The following is a 15,546-nucleotide window of genomic DNA, read 5'->3' as shown; positions in this document are numbered from 1 at the left end:
GCGTGCAACGCGTGGAAGCAGCGCTCCTGCACCCGGGCGGCGATCTCCGCGCCGAGCCGCCACGCCCCGTCGGTTTATACGACAAGGAGCCACTGGGTGGCGTCCGGTGACGTGCTGGCTCGACCGCGCCGACGCTGCCGGCAACGAGAGGCCGGGCTGGTTACGGTGCGGTACCGGCAGGAGATACGACATCGCGACGCAGGACGAGCACATCCTCGTGCGCGACGAGGTGTACGGGGATGCCGTCTTCCCTGGACTTTCGGACGGCCATCATGGCGAACATCGAGGCGCGGTGCACGATCTGGCCGTCGCGGACAGCGGCGAGCATCGCCGCGGCCCGTTGCACCGGTATCAGCCCGACCTGCTGCGCGACGGCCAGGAACTCACCGGGCAGGTCGATGAAGTCGTCCGGGCGGCGGCGTACGGGTCGGCAGGTGATGATCACCGTGCCGCCGGGGCGCAGCATCTGGTAGCTGGCGGCCAGGATCGCGGTGAACCCGTCGAGCAGTCCGGACCAGCCGGCGTAGGCGAGGTTGCCGCGTTGTCTGTCGCCGTAGGCGTGGGCGCGTTTGCTGACCCCCGTTGTGGTGGTCCGGACCAGGCCGTGGGCGTGTCGGCCGTAGGGCGGCGAGGTCAGCACGAGTTCGACCTTGCCGACGGCCGAGGCGGGGGCGAGGTCGAGGAGGGCGGTGGCGTCGCCGGTGATGACCTTCGCCGTTCCGGTGGCGCCCTGGGAGCGTGCGAGGGCGACGTTGGCCTCGGCCAGGGCGGTGAACCGCGGTTCGATGTCGACGCCGAGCGCGTGTCGCCCGAGGTGTATGGCCTCCACGAGGGTGGTGCCTGCCCCGACCATCGGGTCGAGCACCAGGTCACCTGGCGCGGTGTAGGAGGCGATGGCGTGCGCGGCGCAGTCCGGCAGCATCTTGCCCGGATGCGTGGAGGTTTCCGGCACGTACCGGCCGCGCCTCTGGTCGCGGGCGGGCCGCTGGCAGGTCAGCCACAGCGAGGTGATCGGTATCGGTTCAGGCACTGCCGTCACCTTCCTGCTGTGCCCTGGTGAGGACCAGGACATCGGTGTGGATCTCCAGCTGCATTTGTCCTCCTCGCGCGTACGGCTGGTTGGCCGCGACGATGTGTTGCAGGTAGGCCAGGCCCGCCTGCTTTGCCGCGGTGACCACGTCGGACGGCAGGGTCGGATCGCCGTGCGCCAGCAGCACCGCCGCGCAGCCGCCCGGTATCAGTGCCGCCCGGCACCGGACGAAGAACTCGACCGGCGCCGCGGCGTCGGGTGCGAGGGGCCATCCGGTGACGATCAGGTTTGCCGGCTGACGACCCCAGCTGGTCGTGCGCGTCGACTGGAGGTGGGTGCGGCGGCGAGCGGCGATGATGGCGTGGGCCAGCTGCGGCCCCTCGGTCAGGTCGATGATCAGGTCGGACGGGTGGGTGAGGTTGTGGACCAGCCGGACGCCCATCGGGTTGGACATGGTCTCGCCCTCGTGTGGGGCGGGTACCGGCCAGACGGTGATCGGCACGGGCGGGTCGCCGGGCACCACGTCCCCGACGGGAACGGGTGCTCTGTGACGGTTGGTATCGGTCATGGGCGTGGTGGCCCCCGGACCGGCGGGCGTACTGACGATCCCCAGTGCGCCACTGACAGGCCGATCGAACCCGCCCCGGCCTGACCGATCCGGTCAGCCCCGCTTTCTGGCAGCAGCGCCAGCGGGCGCGTGGGTGGCCGGCGCAGCGGCGAACCTGACACGACCTGTCTCGGTCTGACAAGCGCTCGTGGTGTCAGGTCGGGCTGTCCCAATCGAGGTCTTGGAGCCTTCGCAGCAGGGCGAAGCGCTCCCCTACGAGGGGGACATCGCCATGGCAACGACCACCCGCACCAGAACGGCCGAGACGGCGTTGACCAGCGCCGAGAAGGCGTTCGAGCTGCTGACCTGCGAACCCGCGCCGCTGGTGTTCGACGCCCGATCGGTGCCGGGCCTGCCGGACACGACGATGCCGCTGAACGAGCTGCGCAACCTGCTGATGTACGGGCGCTACGACAGTGACACCACCGACGAGCTGTGGCGGCAGCTCGCCGGCCACGCCCGCGAACGCGGGCCGGCCTGGATGGTCGGCGCGATCGGCGTGGCGCTGCCCGCGCTGACGCACCTCGCAGCGAAGATCAGCCGCGGCCGCCCACGGCACGCCGACGACGTGGACTCCGAAGTCCTGGCCGGGTTCCTCCACGCGCTGCGCACAGCGGACCTCGCCCCACCCCGACTGTGGCTGCGGCTGTGCTGGGCGGCATGGCGCGCCGGCGCCGCGGTCGTCAAGGCCGACGACGGCGAGGAACTGCCGCTGGACCTGCCCAGCGGCTCGCGGTCGCCGCGAATGCCATACGGGCACCCGGACCTGCTGCTCGGCCGGGCAGCCGCCGCCGGCCTGATCACCGCCGAAGCCGCCGAACTCATCAGCGCGACCCGGTTCGGCGACGCCCTGATCGAGCAGCTGGCCGCCGAGAAGGGTCTGACCGCGCCGGTCCTGCGGATGCGCCGCCGCCGCGCCGAACGCATCGTGGCCGCCGCCGTCACGCGAGGCGACCTGTCCAGCCCGAGCCGTGAGGTGCTGGCGGGTGACCGGTGAGCGACCCGATCACCAGCGTCTACCCGGCGGGCCGTGGCTGACCTTCTGCCCCGGGGTCGGCGAGCTGGCCGGCAGGCTCGGTGAGGTCCCTTCGGAATCATGCGCGAGTTCACGGTGGGTGCGTCCAAGGCGACGGCCATGCGCGCTGGCCTTGCTCGCCGAATGTACCGGCCGGGCCGCCGAACTTACACCGAGCTCACCTCGGGTCCGCTGAACGACGCTGGGTCCGCGGGCGAGACCACCTCGGTTCCGCCGGTTTTGCCAGCCGAGCCGGCTGTGGGTCCGTCCCCGCTGGCTGGACCTGGACGCCATCGAGGCCCGCGCCAACACCCGCCACCCCTGGCCTGTGGGGCGTCGGCAACGGCACCCCCATCGTTCGGGGCCTGGAGGTCACCGGCCCCGGCTCATTCACCTGCATCCAGTCGGTCGCCGAGATCGACGACCAGGATGACCAGCTCGACTGGGACCGCGATGAGGCGGTCGAGGTGGACCCGGAGGCCGACCCCGGGTTTATCGCCGCCGCCCAGAGCCGACGTGCCTCCGCTCGTCGCCGAGGTCTGCCGGCTCTGGAAGCAGCTGACCAAGCCCTGTGGGTCCTGCCACCCCTGCACTAACTCGGCCGACGAGACCTGACGCCGCACCCACCGGAAGCCGCCCGCGGCGAGCGCGAACGACGAGCTACTGGCCGAGGTGAAGCAGCTCCGCGAGCAGGTCGCCACCCACGCCTGACCGGGCTGGCCCGGCTCCACCGGGCCCGGCCAGCCACCCCAACACCCCAACCCCAACCAGCAGATCAGGAGCCACCGGGTGAGCTACCAGGCCGTGCAATGGGCCCTCGACGACGCCCCCATGCTCCGGACCAAATCCGGGAAGCCCGACACGACCGCCCGCGCCGTGCTCGTCGCCCGCGCCGAACGCGCCGACGAATACGGCCGCGACAGCCACGCCGCCATCGAAGACGTCATATGGCGCACCGGCTACGACGAGCGCACCGTCCAGCGCGCCGAGGACCGCCTGGAGGCCGCCGGGCTACTCGTCCGCGACGGCACCACCCAGTTCGGCACCACCCGATGGAACCTCGACATGAGCCAGAAGCGAGACCCGGCCGAGCGCGCCGAGATCGAAGCCGCCATCGAGAAGCGTAAGTCGGACAACGCGGCCCGGGAGCGCGCCCGCCGGGCCGCCGCACGGGCCAAGGGGCGCATTACCAACCCCGGCCGTGTGGATCCGGCGTCCACACGTGTGGACGGAGACGACCCACGTGTGGACGCGGACTCCACACGTGGGGATTTGAACGCCACACGTGTGGACGCAACGCCCCCCGAACCACCCACGAACCTCCCGGGAACTCCCCGAGAAATCCCCCAGGAACCTCCCTCTGGGGGCACGCTGCCCCCAGCCCCCCTGCGCCCCCAGTCGCCTTCGGCTCCTGGGAACGGGATTGAAAGCTCACTCTCTGAGGACGGCGAGCAACCACCTCAGCCTCAGACAGCAAGTTACGACCGCGCGCGCGAGGCCGATGCTGCGCCGGCTCTCCGCCTGGTCCCCGGCAACCCCGACGCCAGCCGACCCGAAGACGAACCGCGGGGCGTCTTCCCCGCCCCCGTACCCACCCCAGACGCCCCAGCGTCCGCCGGCGGCCGCGGCTTCGGCTTCTGCCTGACCTGCCATGCCGAGGGCAAGACCACCCTCGCCGTCGACACCGTCACCGGCGACGCGTGCGCCCACCACCTCCGGAGCGCCGGATGAAGACCGGAACCGTCTACCTCATCCACTTCGACCGCCCCTACCGCCACGTCAAGCACTACATCGGCTGGACCCTTGACCTCGAAACCCGCCTCGCCGATCACGCCGCCGACCGCGACGCCCGCCTCCTGGCCCTCATCACCGCCGCCCGCATCGGCTTCCGCCTCGCCCGCACCTGGACCGGCACCCGCGGCCGCGAACGGCAAATCAAACGGCAGGGCGGCATCCCGCTGCTGCCCGCTCTACGGCGTCAAGCCGCGCCCGAGCCCGTCAGTGACCACCTGGCGTACCGGCAACGGACCGCCCGGCATGAGACGCCCGAGCCTCCGCCCAGGCATCCATCGCCCGAGCTCTCGCCCACGTTCCCCCACCACCCGCCGAAGACGACGACGAAGAGCTGGGGCGGCTCTACCCGTACCTCACCCCCGCCAGAGCCCGACGGATCCGCTACGAGATCGAAGAGGACCGCCGCCATGGCCACTGCTGACACCTCGGAGAGCGCCTCGGGCGTCGAGGACTGCGTCCGCGTCGTTGACGCCGCCCTGGCCGACGCCCGCCAGGTCCTCGCCCCCGCCGTCGAGGAGCCGACCGCGTTGCTGCTCGGCATGGCGGCGGCTCTTGCCGATTTGGGGCATGAGGAGAGCAAACAGCCGGGTTAGCGTGGAACGCGTGACAGTCGACCTCTTCGCAGGGCTTCCGGTAAGCGACTTCCAGCGCGCGCTCAGTTGGTATGAGCGGCTGCTGGGCAACGAACCCGCGTTCCTGCCGAACGCGACGGAGGCGGTGTGGGAGCTTGCCGAGCACCGATACCTCTACATCGAGGAGCTGCCCGAGCGCGCCGGCCACGCACTGCACACCGTGTTCGTCGACGACCTCGATCAGCGGGTCGAGAGCATCGCCGGCCGAGGGATCAACCCCGCCTCACGCGAGACGTACGGCAACGGTGTACGCAAGGTGATCTACCGAGATCCCGACGGGAACGAGATTGGCTTCGGTGGCGCCCCGCTTGAGTGACCAGCGCCTCCTGGCCGCGGCATGTCAATGCGTCCGGTGCTGCCGGCGCACGTCGGCGCAGCCACCTGGTGGGTGAGCCATGTCCGACCGGGCGGCCGGATAATCGGACGAGTCGCCGTGATGCGTCCGCTAACGTCCCACCTCATGGGGAGCACCAACCTACGCACCGAACGCCTCGAGCTTCGCCCGGTGCGCGACGAGGACGTCGACCGGATCCTGGAGTACCGCAACCTGCCGGAGGTTACTCGCTGGCTACTGCGCACCGAGGTCGACCCTGCGTCCTTCCGGGCGGCGTGGCGGCGCGCGGCGGAGGACCCCGACGACCACAGCGTGGCGGTGGCCCTTGACGGCGTGGTCATCGGGACCGTCTCGCTCAATGTCGTCGACGGGATGGGCCAGCCCGGTATGCCGCCGCGGACGGAGGCCGAACTCGGCTACATCTTCGACCCGCGATACGGCGGCAACGGCTACGCGACTGAGGCCGTCACCGCTATGGTGGCGCACGCGTTCGACCGGCTGGGCGTTCGAAGGATCACCGCTGGCTGCTTCGCGGACAACCTCGCCTCGGTGCGGATCCTCGAAAAGGTCGGCATGCGCCGTGAACAGCACGGCGTCGGCGATTCCTGGCACGCCGAACTGGGCTGGGTTGACGGCTACACGTACGCCCTGCTCGCCGAGACATGGCGCCGCGGGACGGAACGTAGGGCCGGCGATGGTGATGAGGATCAGCGATTTGATTAGTAATTCGGATCCTCACCGAGCTCCGCACCGATCCCGCCCGCGCGACCGGCCTGCTGCGCGCCCTGTTCGTCCTGACGAAGCTCGAAGGAGCCCGCTGACAGATGATCTACTGTTGGTGGCCAGTTGAGATTCCCCACTGGCGGCCACTTAGCGGGGAGGTATCTGGCCGCAGATGACTACTCAGAGCTGATCCCTACCGGCGCCGTCCTGCACCCGGCCGAGCTATAACGACGTGATGGGAACAACGCCGACCCTTGTCGTCATTAGTGGGCCATCGGGGTCTGGCAAGACGACACTCGCTCACCTACTCGCCCGGCGAGTCGGTTGCCCGGCGATCTGCCGGGACGAGATCAAGGAGGGCATGGTCCACGCGGCTGGCGACTTCATCGCTGCACCAAGCGACGAGCTGAGCCTTCTGACCCTGCCCACGTTCTTCAAGGTGCTGCAACTGCTGTTGACCGCAGGTGTCACCACGGTCGCCGAGGCGGCCTTCCAGAACCACCTTTGGCGCCCCGGCCTGCAGCCATTGATCGGGATCGCCGACATTCGGGTGGTGCACTGCCAGGTCGCCGCGCAGACGGCCTTCGATCGCGTCCAGCGACGGCAGGACGAGAACGCTATCCGGCATGCCCACGCCGACGCGTACCTCGGCGACCACCAGGCCCATGCCGCCGGCCACCACGGCTTTCAGCCCGTCCGGCTCGACGTGCCCGCGATCGAGGTGGACACCACTGACGGCTATCGCCCTGGACTCGACGAGATCGTTGCCTTCGTGAACGCCGGGCGATGAGCTCGAGCAGATCCACAACTGGGGCGCCCGATTCAACCGGGCTAGGGCGTGATCCGCCCTCCACGGTCGACGCGCTCGCGGCATGACAGCTCCATCCGCTCATCGGCATGTGGCGGATGCAGGCACCCGCGATCCGGTCACTCTCCGTGGTGGTCACTTCGCGGCATGAAAAGTGTGTTTCGGTGTGGGGTTGGATGGATCGGTACGGGTCGGTGCGCCGCAATGCCTACTCGGTCGGTGTGGTGGGCTGTTGGGCGTCGGCGGGGATCGGTGGAAGTCGGCGCAGTGCTCGGAGGGCTCGTCGGGCGAGCGGTAGGGCCATAGTCAGGACGGCGATGACTTCCATTGTTGCGATGGTGACGAGTGTGGTGCGTTGTGCCTGGTCGATGTAGTCCGGCAGGGTGACGATTCGTAGGGCTAGGGTGGTCGCGGCGAGCAGGGTGAGCGCCAGTGACCACGGCAGCGTGCGAGCTGGCTGCCTGGGTGCCCGTCCGGCCAGGTGGACCGCGATGGCGGTGGCGACTAGGGCGCAGGACAGGCCAGGCCAGTCCAGCAGCCTCGGTGCCTGGCTGGTGGTCTGGATGGCGAACAGGGGCAGCGGAACGAGCAGGATTCCGATCGGTATCGCGAGGAGCCAGGGGCGGCGCGGCACCGGTGGGGCGTCGCGGTGAAACACCGCCATGGCGAGTACGAGGACGACGTCGGTGAGCCGCAGCGCCCAGGGCGTCACGGATAGCGGTACGTCACTGGCGGCCTGCTCCACGGCGGTGGTGACGGCGGGGGGCACGATGGCGAGCAGGGCGACGGCCTGGGCCACGCGGCGGTGTCCGAGGACGAGCGCGATGTAGGCCGGCAGCCAGGCGTAGCCGGCCAGGTTCCACGCGGTGTGCCAGGTACTCCCCGACGGCGTGAGCGCCCACGCGGGTGCGGGCGCCGGCAACCAGGCGATCTTCCCGGACAGCCACAGTGTGACGGCGACGCTGGCGGTGACCATGACGGCGTGGGTCAGCATCGCCATCAGGGTCGCCAGTCGCACGGCTTGCCCCCAGGCGTGGGAACGGGCTGTCGCGTCGGGGCCCCCGAGACGCAACCGGACAGCCAGGGACATGATGCTGGCGACCTCTGCCAGGCTCGGCCGTCCGTGGTCTGCGATGTACGCGGCGTCTTCCGGGTCGTCGTTGTCCATGCTCTCTAGGAAGGCGGCGACCATGTCGTCTTCCCATTGCTGCCGATAGGCGGCGGGCAGCAGCCGCAGCACGAGGCGGTAGCGCTCTTCGAGCCGGCTCATGACGACGCCGGCCGCGTGATCGGGTTCCGCTGGCTACGCAGCCGGGTCGAGGCGAGACGCGCGTTCGTGGCCAGCCGTTGCGCCTCCGCGGCGAGGGCGTCGCGGCCCCGCTCGGTCAATCGGTAGTACCGGCGTAGCCGCCCTTGCCATGCCTCCTCGCGGTCCAGCTCGACCAAGCCGTCGCCGACGAGCCGGTCCAAAGCCCCGTACAGGGAGCCGATCTTCAGCTGCACCCGCCCTCGCGACAGCTCTGCCACGTCCGCGACGATCCCGTAGCCGTGGCGTGGAGCGTCGACCAGCGCGGTGAGGATGAAGAAGGCCGGTTCCGTCATCGCCCTAGAACTCATCCACCGAATATAGTGGAAGGCAAGATATAGTGCGAGCCCGAACCTCGATGGCCGGCACGGCTCATCAGGCGTCTCACACCCGCCGAGGTCGACAAGACAAGGAGCCATCATGGGCGACGGTGACGCAGCAGACGCCGCAGACCTGGGCGGGCCGGACTTCGCGCCTGCGATACCCGCAGTGGAGAACAGTGTCGTCGGCGCCCCACCCACCAACCAGGCCATCGTCCTCGGCCCCGGACACAACGGTCACGTCGTCCTACTCCGGACCCCGCAGCGTGTTCAGGCACTGCCGGTCACCACAAGCAACGGCCCCGGCGGCGGAGCACGCCCGTGGCCAACGGCGAAGACAACCCCGTCCACCTGCTCGTCCACTACCCGCCGAACTGCCGATCTCAACCCAGGTCAACCGACTCAAAGGCGTCTCCACGCACTACCTGCGGCAGGAATTCACCGGCCGGATCACCTGAAGGACCGGGATTCCTCGCTAAATCACGTTGATGTCCTTGGGCTACGGCTACGGCGTCAGCAGCGGCTCCACGAACATCACCGACTTCCCGGATGGGCCGACCGCGGGAAGGCGCTCGACCGCGCCGTCGCTCACCGACAGCCGTACTCCGCTCGCGGGTTCGCGTGAAACGTGCCAGGGGTGGTAGCCGAACAGCAGGTGTTCGGCATCCTCCCAGACCGGCTCCCGATACGTCCCGTGTGGGGACCCCCGGCGTGCCTCAGGCAACCACCACACCTGCGGCTGCACCGTGGCTCCCGGATCGACCCGGAACAGCGTAAGCGCTGGCGGATTGGAGCGCATCATCCACAGCCGGTCGCCGCCGGGCGCGAGCCGGGCCGTCAGGTCGACTTTTATCGTCGCCGTCGTCCCGTCTGGCCGGACGACGGTGACCCCCTCCGCCGTCCGCGCACTGCCGATGCCGGTGAGCGGGTCGACCTGCTGCACTGGGTGCGCGCACCGCTCGGGATCGGTGCCCGGCGTCCATCGCATTGTGGCCCAGCGGGCCTGGTGGTCGGCAAAGAAGATCATGTCGCGGTATGCGCCGACAAGGCTGATCCCCCGGTCGTCCGGCCACGGCATGGTCTCCGCTGGGCCGCCGGCCAGGTCGATCACCCGCAGCCGGTACCGTGACACCCGCCGGCGATGTTCGCTGTCGACCACCGCCACCCGCCGGCCGTCGCCCAGCAGCACGACGCCCGGCATCCGCAGGTCGTCGATCTCGGTTACCTCGCCGGCCGCGGACACCAACCGGGCCGGATGCCCGTGGCTCAGCACAAGCACACCGTGCCGGGTTTGGAGTGCCTGGCTCCAGCGGGCGGCTTCGAGTCGGGCCAGGTCCACTCGCGTGCCGTCGCGCCACCCGACCACGGTGCCGTTCGCCTCGATGGCCCCGGCCCGTGGCGGCGCGCCGAACGGCGGGCCGGGCGGCTCCTCCCGTTTGCGCTGCGGGAACATCACTCGCAGCCCGCGGCCGTCCGCCGGGTCGCCCGTCAACCGCCCCGCCCCGCCCCGCAGAAAGCTTCGAGTCGGCGGGCCGCCCGCGTTCTGCGCCGGACCGGACAGCATCGGCGCGGCCACCGACGTCCTGCTCGGTGTCCGCCGCGCGACCGGCACGGTTGGCGTGGCTGGCGCCGGTTTCGGGCGGCGTCCCAGCCACAGCCGCAGTGGCTCCTCGCCGTCGACGTGCAGCAGGCCGATCTGCTCGGCGAAGGCCAGCCCGTCGTGCAGCGCTGCCTCGCTCACCAGCAGCCGCTCGGCAAGCTCCGCGGCCGTGGTCTCCAGCGGTACCCGGGATGCCCACCTCAGCACCGCATGGAGATCCTCGGCCAGGCTGCCGTACCTGCTGCGGGCGTCCTGCAGCCGGACGGCCCGGACCCGGTCTGGCGGCAATGACAGCACCGTGTCCACCCGGGCCGGCCGCCCGGCGCGGTAACCGTCCCGGCCCTCGCTGACCAGGATGCCGGCGGCCGCCAGCAGCGGCAGCACATCGCGCTTGCGGCGCACCGGCGGCACACCCAGCTCGGCAGCGATCTCGTCAAGCCGGCGCTGCTGCCCGGCCAGCCGAGCCACCACCTCCGCGCGCTGGGCAGCGTTGCGCTGGTCGAGATCGGCGTGGCCGGTGGTCAACGGTTCCCGCGGCGGTTGCCATAGCGGCGCCTCGAGCCAACCCGGGGGGCGCGAATGCGCGCGGCCCCAGTCGTCGATGTGCTCCACTGTCACCGGCCCGCCATGCTCACGGGCCGCGGCGTTGACGATGGCAGCCAGCTCCATCTGGTCGTACGGCAGCTCGGACCGCCAGCCGTCATAGCCAGGACCGACGGCGGGCCGGGCACGCGCCAGCCAGACCGGCGGCTCAGGTGACTCATCCCGCCAGAACCGCAGCAACCAGCGGTCCCCGAACCCGTCCTCGGTGTCGCCCCGCCGGCATGCCGCCCGGACCCGGTAGCAGCCGGCGCCGCCCAGTTCGAGGTCGACCGGGCCGGCGCCGCCGGTCAGCACGGTCAACGACAGCCCACCGGAACTGGCGCGGTAGGGCGTCTCCAGCACCTCGTCGAAGCTTGCATGGTCAGCTGGGGGCGGAGCATCGTGCAGTTCCAGGCGCACCACGTGATAGCCGTCGCCGGCCTGACAGGTGATCCAGCCGGAGCCGGCTCCGGCGAACGTGCCAGTCGGCTCATCTTCACGCTCACCGTCGCGCGGTAGCTCCGGATCGTCGCCCCGCTCCCCCGGCCCATCCGGGTCCCGCAGGACGACGAGTCCATACTCAGGTAGGTATTCGTCGTCCTCGAACGCCCTTACGACGGCCACGGCCGTCAAGCTAACAGAATCCGATCGCAACGATGAGCCGGCAGCGGGGCAGAACGCTTCGCCGAAACGGCGTGACCGAGCCATGGGGAGGAACCCCGCGACGACCAGGACCGGATGAAACGCGCCGACCACGCGGATCATCACCCTGCCGCGGCCCTTGGTTGCTGCGGTCCCGGCTTTCCGGTATCGATCATTGGCGAGTGGTTGTCGGCCAGACGCCCGAGGTCGCTGCGACGCGACCGGCTTGCAGGTACTGCCCTGCCGCTGGGTTGTACAGAGGACGTTCGGCTGGCTGACTCGCTGCCGCATGCTGTGCCGGGACTACGAACGCACCACCGCGCACGTCGAGGCTTCATATCAAGATAGTGATGATCCGGCTGATGGCCGCGCGCCTGCCCGGGCAACAAACCCGGTGTCGCGGCGTTCGCTGATCGACCATGCTTGACGGCATGGCCGACACCATGCGGGCATGGCGCAGCAGGTCCCTGGCCCGAACCATCGGCGAGATCGAGGCGGAACTCGACCTGGCCTGGGCGCGTCTGCTCAGCGAGTTGGACGTCGCCCCCGGCTCTACGGACGAGACGGCGCTGAGCTGGCTCGTGGTCGAAAATCCCGCAGAGCATGACTGGCGCATCATCGATGCCGCGCTCGACCGCCTGAGGTGCACGGAGTGCGGATCCACCCTCACCAGGGGACCGGCTACCTGTCAGCGGTGCACCTACCACCATGGGTTGCGCTTCGCGGCCCGAGAGGTGGACCGGGCTAACGTGCCGGCCGGCAACGAGCACGCTATCCGTGTCTCCTTCGCCGTCGCCCGCAACCGAACTCGGTATTCCGCGCGTGCACGAGTCGGCTACGAACTGGTCCTGCCCGATCTCGTCGCCGGTAACCTGCCCACTACGAAACAAGCCCAGGCAGCAAAAGCCTTGATCAACAAACTGACACCCGAGGAGTGTGAGCAGGTCGCCACCTTCACAGACGTCGAGGAACTCGCACGGACCCGCTGGTGAGCCATCAGAAAGCGAAGAGCTACCACTCAGTTACCCGACACTCTCTCGGCCTGCCATCGACGTACGCGAGATGCCGGGCGGCGCAGCTTTTCTCCGCCGTCGGCAGTAGCAACAGCCGCGACCTGCTCGCAGACATGAGCAGGCCCGCATCATGGTAGATGTGCGCACTTGGGCCTGGGTAGACCGCCGACCAGCGGTACCTGCCCATCCCACCCGCAGGAGGGCTGCGCTCAGAACCGGGAGATCTTGATTGGTTAGCCGTTGAAGTGTTCCCAGTCGAGCCGAGAGCGGAGGGGCCGCAGGGCGGAGCGTTGCCGGCTGCCGACGCTCAGCCAGATACCACTCTCGCCATAGTCGGCGGCCATGACGACCAGTCCGGGAGCCACCCAATGGCGCGTCGGGTCGCCAGGTACCCGCATCGGCTGCAGCGGAACGGGAACCAGATCCGCGACGAACCGGCTCAGCAACTCCGGGGTGGCCGTGGCGAACCCGTTGAACGGTGAGGTGCTCACCGCTTCGTTGAGGGCGAACTGGAGCAGGAAGCCGCTGAGGCGTTCCCGCTCGCGCAGCCGCTCCGGGCCGCCGTCGTACCAAACGACCGGATCATCGTCGGTGGGGTCGATCAACGCCACCCAGACGCCCTGATTCTCGGCCGCGAAGACCACCAGCGGCTCGTCGTCGAGGTACTCGATTGTGTCGAGCGGCTCGATGAAGTCCTGCCGGCCGAGGATCTCTTCGCGGCCAACGGCGATATCGTGGAAGGCCAGCAACGGGGGCGGAAGTTTCATAGCCGCGTGGCGGGGAGTAGCCGGCGTAACCGGCACATCGGCGTACCAAGCGGTCAGAAACGACCGTAGTGCCCGGGTCGGGTCCTGTGGCACATCGTCCAGCCAGTCGATACCGGGTACCGGCAGCATCGGCGTCGGCCGTACCTTGTCCAGCAGTTCGGAGGGAAGCCGCTCGCCCCAGGTCAGTTCGGCGAACGTAAGTAGCCCCTCTTCCCCCGTGTACGGGTCCATCCCGCGGTAGATGCTGTGGGCTTGGTAGAGCTCACCGAGAGCCAGGCAGCCATCGGCCATTCTGACAAAGCCCAGAAACGGCTGATTGTTCTTGTTCTTCGAACTTATCCACTGAGTCGCCTCGCTGGGCAAAGGCCCCCGCAGCACAAGCGTGTTCGCGTTGTCGACAGCGTTGCCCTGGGGCCGGTCGCCGGCATCGACGATCACGACCAGAGCGTCGGCCCCGTGCGCGAAAGTGACCCCATCACCATGCACGACCTCGGCGTTCGGGCCGGCGGCATCCACCGCCGCCCGCTCCGGGACAACCGGCCATCCCTCGATCATCGGGCGAGTATAGGAACCGCATCGAATCCCATAGTTGATCATGAGTCGGTAGGTCGTCCGGCAGCGAGCTCAACTCGGCATGAACAGCCGGCTCGCGTTGGACGCGTGACGAAACTTCTCAGCGCGGCGGATCGGGTAGACAGCCGGACAGTGACGAGCGCTGACGGTCGCGCCCGCCTTGTCGGCGGCAGTTCCGCATGGTCGGCGCGGAGCGAGGCGGATCCGACTCGTAGCTACGCGGAGTGGACGGCCTCCGCGCAGACAACTGGCCTACGCGCGGTCGAGCGCTCGTGTCATGATCGCCCGTGTGAGCAAATGGGCCTACAACGACCGTCCTGACGGCGTCAGGCTCCTGCCCGATCGGATCGCGGAGTCGGCTCGCACCGAGATCGAGGACGAGATCTGGGCCTGGATTGTGCGCGGGGAGGACGACGTTGGAGCGTTCGTGGACTACTTCGACGATGATGAGGAGCGCCACGGGGTCACTGACGAGGAGCTCGCGGCGGCCGACGAGAGGGCGCTCGACGTTCGGCGAAGCCAGCAGCGCGAATGGGGTGCCGTGCAGAGCAACCTGACCCTCGCCTTCGCCGAGCCCCGAGCCTGTCCGGCCTTGCGTTAGGCGAACAGGCCGAGGACCAGGGCGATCACGGCGACGACCAGATCCGCTACTTCAGCCCAACCGGCGTTGCCATTGCCGTCGGCACTGTCCGTGCCGCTGGCCGCGCCGCGGCCCCGGTGGCATCTGCGGCGGTCGAGGCCAACAGGAACTTGCCAAGATCGGACATCCGCTCTTCGACATGACCGCGCTCATCGCGGCTACTTGTGCGCACCTGACCTTGTTCGAGCGGCCAGTGATCGAACGTTGCAGCTACTCGCGCAGAGGAGACTTGTTCGCTTCTCTTGCTGCCACTTGATCAGGATTAGGGCGAGCAGCGTGCGCGCATGATGGGCACACCGGGACCGGTCAGATCGTCGCAGTAGACGTGGCGACCTGCCATGGCCATCATGAGCGCGAGCGTTGTACCGCTGACAAGCGGACCCGCGCCGGTCGCGAAGGGTCCATCGGTCGCTTCCAGGCGTAGCCCCTTGGCGGTGCGGTGGCTGGCGACGGTGAAGTCCCTGCTGGCGTAGAAGCGGGCGACTTCGGTGACGGCTTGCACCGGGGGTGTGTGAGGCAGTCCGAGGGGCCGGCGGATGTCCTGCCCGTGCACGATGACCTCGCCCAGCCATGCGGCGGTATGCCCGGTCGGTGCCGTGGTGCTGGTGATGACGCGACGGAATCGTTCGAGGGTTTCGGCGGGCGTCGCGCCGCGGTGCTCGACCAGCCGGCGCTGGTTGTGCAGATCGGAGTCAAAGCGTGCGCCCAGCATGCTGGTCAGCCAGCGCACTGTACCGGTGCTCGCCGCTGCGGTCAGGTGGGCGACGACCTCTTCAACGATCCAGTGCCCACACAGTGAGGGCTGTGCCCATTGGGTGTCGTCGAGCTCGGCGAGGTCGTCGGCGAGAGCGGCGCGCTCCTCGTGAGTGGCGGACCAAAGTGCATCACGTGCGGCGGTGGCGCCGGCCAAGGGAGGCTCCAGTGGCTCGGTGGCTGTGCTGGGAATGACCTGGCGCATACGCCGAAGTCATCGGTCGGATCGTACCCATCTCTTGGATCACTCCGAGAACCCGGGACCTATCTCAGCCGGACGCACTCACATTGGCATGACCGGTCGCCGGCTTGATCTGTTGTGGTGACACTGCGTGGCGCGCCGATCGCGGCTGATCCGGATACCGAATCGCGGGCAGTGGCCGTGGCATCAAGCGACGCAGAACTCG

Annotated in this window: 15 protein-coding genes and 1 pseudogene; 9 read left to right on the top strand and 7 right to left on the bottom strand. The window is 69.2% G+C overall.

The genetic code is table 11. From position 1 onward, the window contains the following. Positions 1-160 precede the first annotated feature (160 nt). Both ABZ570_RS31005 and ABZ570_RS31000 read right to left on the bottom strand, forming a co-directional pair. Positions 161-1,030, bottom strand: coding sequence for a DNA methyltransferase (locus tag ABZ570_RS31005; RefSeq protein ID WP_358071232.1), 870 nt, complete (start codon positions 1,028-1,030; stop codon positions 161-163). Beyond that, the gene (locus ABZ570_RS31000) at positions 1,023-1,553 is read right to left on the bottom strand and encodes a hypothetical protein (protein WP_358071230.1); all 531 of its coding nucleotides are present in this window, start codon (positions 1,551-1,553) and stop codon (positions 1,023-1,025) included. Before ABZ570_RS31000 ends, ABZ570_RS31005 begins: the two co-directional genes overlap by 8 nt. Positions 1,554-1,869: 316 nt before the next feature. Between ABZ570_RS31000 and ABZ570_RS30995 the strand changes: the two genes are divergently transcribed. The 6 genes from ABZ570_RS30995 (at position 1,870) to ABZ570_RS30970 (ending at position 6,925) form a co-directional block, all read left to right on the top strand. Continuing rightward, positions 1,870-2,634: a hypothetical protein gene (locus ABZ570_RS30995; protein WP_358071229.1), complete on the top strand. Its 765-nt coding sequence runs from the start codon at positions 1,870-1,872 to the stop codon at positions 2,632-2,634. Positions 2,635-3,441: 807 nt separating this feature from the next. Then, positions 3,442-4,383: a hypothetical protein gene (locus tag ABZ570_RS30990; protein ID WP_358071227.1), complete on the top strand. Its 942-nt coding sequence runs from the start codon at positions 3,442-3,444 to the stop codon at positions 4,381-4,383. After that, positions 4,380-5,039 carry a hypothetical protein gene (locus ABZ570_RS30985; RefSeq protein ID WP_358071225.1) on the top strand — a complete coding sequence of 220 codons (660 nt, stop codon included), beginning with the start codon at positions 4,380-4,382 and terminating at the stop codon, positions 5,037-5,039. The genes ABZ570_RS30990 and ABZ570_RS30985 overlap by 4 nt, the downstream gene beginning before the upstream one ends. A gap of 10 nt (positions 5,040-5,049) precedes the next feature. Beyond that, positions 5,050-5,394 carry a VOC family protein gene (locus tag ABZ570_RS30980; RefSeq protein ID WP_358071224.1) on the top strand — a complete coding sequence of 115 codons (345 nt, stop codon included), beginning with the start codon at positions 5,050-5,052 and terminating at the stop codon, positions 5,392-5,394. Positions 5,395-5,538: 144 nt separating this feature from the next. Continuing rightward, complete coding sequence (locus ABZ570_RS30975; RefSeq protein WP_358071222.1) at positions 5,539-6,135, top strand: GNAT family N-acetyltransferase; 597 nt, start codon at positions 5,539-5,541, stop codon at positions 6,133-6,135. A 235-nt stretch (positions 6,136-6,370) separates the two neighbouring features. Further along, on the top strand, positions 6,371-6,925 hold the full coding sequence (locus tag ABZ570_RS30970; RefSeq protein WP_358071220.1) for an AAA family ATPase: 555 nt from the start codon (positions 6,371-6,373) through the stop codon (positions 6,923-6,925). 226 nt (positions 6,926-7,151) lie between these two features. Here ABZ570_RS30970 and ABZ570_RS30965 read toward each other — a convergent pair whose 3' ends face one another. The 3 genes from ABZ570_RS30965 to ABZ570_RS30955 form a co-directional block, all read right to left on the bottom strand. Beyond that, positions 7,152-8,213, bottom strand: coding sequence for a hypothetical protein (locus ABZ570_RS30965; RefSeq protein ID WP_358071218.1), 1,062 nt, complete (start codon positions 8,211-8,213; stop codon positions 7,152-7,154). Continuing rightward, positions 8,210-8,560, bottom strand: a complete 351-nt coding sequence (locus ABZ570_RS30960; RefSeq protein WP_358071216.1) for a PadR family transcriptional regulator — start codon at positions 8,558-8,560, stop codon at positions 8,210-8,212. The genes ABZ570_RS30965 and ABZ570_RS30960 overlap by 4 nt, the downstream gene beginning before the upstream one ends. Before the next feature lie 514 nt (positions 8,561-9,074). Further along, positions 9,075-11,375, bottom strand: coding sequence for a hypothetical protein (locus ABZ570_RS30955; protein WP_358071214.1), 2,301 nt, complete (start codon positions 11,373-11,375; stop codon positions 9,075-9,077). A 235-nt stretch (positions 11,376-11,610) separates the two neighbouring features. Between ABZ570_RS30955 and ABZ570_RS30950 the strand changes: the two are divergent. Both ABZ570_RS30950 and ABZ570_RS30945 read left to right on the top strand, forming a co-directional pair. After that, positions 11,611-11,706, top strand: a pseudogene (locus ABZ570_RS30950) (IS5/IS1182 family transposase); the annotation flags it as partial. A 118-nt stretch (positions 11,707-11,824) separates the two neighbouring features. After that, a complete protein-coding gene (locus ABZ570_RS30945; RefSeq protein ID WP_358071212.1) occupies positions 11,825-12,385 on the top strand; it encodes a hypothetical protein in 561 nt (186 codons plus the stop codon). Between the two features lie 254 nt (positions 12,386-12,639). Here ABZ570_RS30945 and ABZ570_RS30940 read toward each other — a convergent pair whose 3' ends face one another. Beyond that, on the bottom strand, positions 12,640-13,728 hold the full coding sequence (locus tag ABZ570_RS30940; protein WP_358071210.1) for a hypothetical protein: 1,089 nt from the start codon (positions 13,726-13,728) through the stop codon (positions 12,640-12,642). Positions 13,729-14,023: 295 nt separating this feature from the next. Between ABZ570_RS30940 and ABZ570_RS30935 the strand changes: the two genes are divergently transcribed. After that, on the top strand, positions 14,024-14,347 hold the full coding sequence (locus ABZ570_RS30935) for a hypothetical protein (protein WP_358071208.1): 324 nt from the start codon (positions 14,024-14,026) through the stop codon (positions 14,345-14,347). Between the two features lie 301 nt (positions 14,348-14,648). On the opposite strand, the gene ABZ570_RS30930 is transcribed toward ABZ570_RS30935, so the two are convergent. Next, positions 14,649-15,296: a maleylpyruvate isomerase family mycothiol-dependent enzyme gene (locus ABZ570_RS30930; RefSeq protein WP_358071206.1), complete on the bottom strand. Its 648-nt coding sequence runs from the start codon at positions 15,294-15,296 to the stop codon at positions 14,649-14,651. Positions 15,297-15,546: the final 250 nt, after the last annotated feature.

It is taken from the genome of Micromonospora sp. NPDC007271 (genome assembly GCF_040634005.1).
Classification (GTDB): Bacteria; Actinomycetota; Actinomycetes; order Mycobacteriales; family Micromonosporaceae; genus Micromonospora.
The sequence above is the reverse complement of the archived record's forward strand: the minus strand, read 5'-3'. Positions and strand labels throughout refer to the sequence as shown.